Consider the following 1,590-nt stretch of genomic DNA (forward strand, 5'->3'; position numbering starts at 1 on the left):
CAATGGCATTAAGTTAAGTAAGATTATGAGAAGTTGGTATCTTTTTTCGATACTAACTTCTCTTTTATTTTCTTGTCACAGATTAAAATCCATGCATAAATCAAAAAAATGTACGACAAATTGACAAGAGCAATACCCTTGTCAAAAATTGATACATTTTTTGATATTTTATGCTATTCTATACATGAAGCTTATTGCTTGTTTGACTTTCATTTCACGTGGTCTTGAGCGCCCAGGGCGAATGGGTGTTACATATCTGGCAATGAGCAGTTCAATATCAGGTGGGATATTTATACTTAACAGGAAATCTCGGCATATATGTACAGCAACAGAAAAGTTGACTTTATATTCATATTTTCTGGATCCCTTTTCTATGACTACGTGCGAGGTAATCAATTCAGAAAAGTTATACATTATTAGTCCTGCAAAAATTTCTTGGAGTATGTATTCCACCTTTTTCGAATGAAAATGAAGTAATCCAATAGTATATTTTAAATCTCTAAAAGATGTTTCAATCCCCCACCTCATGCCGTATAGTTTCTTTAGTTCATCTGAAGGAAATTCTACTGCGTCCAGATTGGTTACTACAACTTCATATGAATTATCTGATATTGGAAAACGTACAATTCTAAATGGCAGATGATACAATACTGTAGGATCTGATTTTTTGCTTTTTGACGGCAGATAATCGAACGTACATTTATGTGGTATCCATCGATATGTATTCTTCTGTTGCAATAAATTCTTCATTTCATTTGTCTGTTTACGAGTTAAATTTAAATCTATATACTCATCAAATTTCTCTGTGTCAGGTAAGTCTAAGCCATGCAAAATGCCTGCTTTGTACTTGCCAAAATCCTTTACTCGTATAAGGTAAAACCAACCTTTTTCTTGTATATGTGCCATGTTGTTATACGACTCATATCCTCTGTCCGCAGTAACAATGGTCTTTTGGATAAAATCAGATCTATCAACCATTTCAATTAATGCCTTGTTTTCTCCAGCTTCTTTAGCTTTATAAACTATAGCATCTTCATATGTGTGAGAGAGAAGGTTGTATAAAACATTCAGGTGAAGGAGATTGTAGGGCTTTACACCTTCTTTTGTTTGAAAAAAGGACTTTTTGTCCTTTGGATTAGTTGCAATTTGAATATCTGAACCATCAATAGCCAAAAGTTTATATCCTCTATAATTATCACTTCTGGCTGTTTGGGAAGTGAATTCCTGAAAAAGATTTTCCAGTGCAGCTGGTAGGATTTTCTTTCTCTGCTGAACAAATGCTGATGACGTTGCGGTAGTGGTACTGCAACCAAACTGTCGCAATAGTTCATTCGTTAAAGTAGCCCCCTCCATCGTTAGCAATGACAAAATCATATTTTCATATGGGATTTTCCTATTTCTTGAAAAATTCACATCGGGGTCAGAAACAAGTCCCGTCAAATCCTGTTTCTGCTTATTAATAAGATTCAATAATAAATCCCTTAATTTCTGTGAGTTCCTATTCATGCGATTTCCTCCTTGTAAATAGATGTTTTCTAATTACAAGGGCCGCTTTAGCTACTGAGAACTTTGAGAAGTAGCTAAAGCGGC

The 1,590-nt window shown here is 34.6% G+C and carries 1 protein-coding gene; it reads right to left on the reverse strand.

The annotated features are described in order from the left end of the window. Window positions 1-168: 168 nt before the first annotated feature. On the reverse strand, window positions 169-1,506 hold the full coding sequence (locus H8716_RS17400) for an IS4 family transposase (RefSeq protein WP_249310224.1): 1,338 nt from the start codon (window positions 1,504-1,506) through the stop codon (window positions 169-171). Window positions 1,507-1,590: the final 84 nt, after the last annotated feature.

Source organism: Jingyaoa shaoxingensis (genome assembly GCF_014385005.1).
GTDB classification, from domain to species: Bacteria; Bacillota; Clostridia; order Lachnospirales; family Lachnospiraceae; genus Marvinbryantia; species Marvinbryantia shaoxingensis.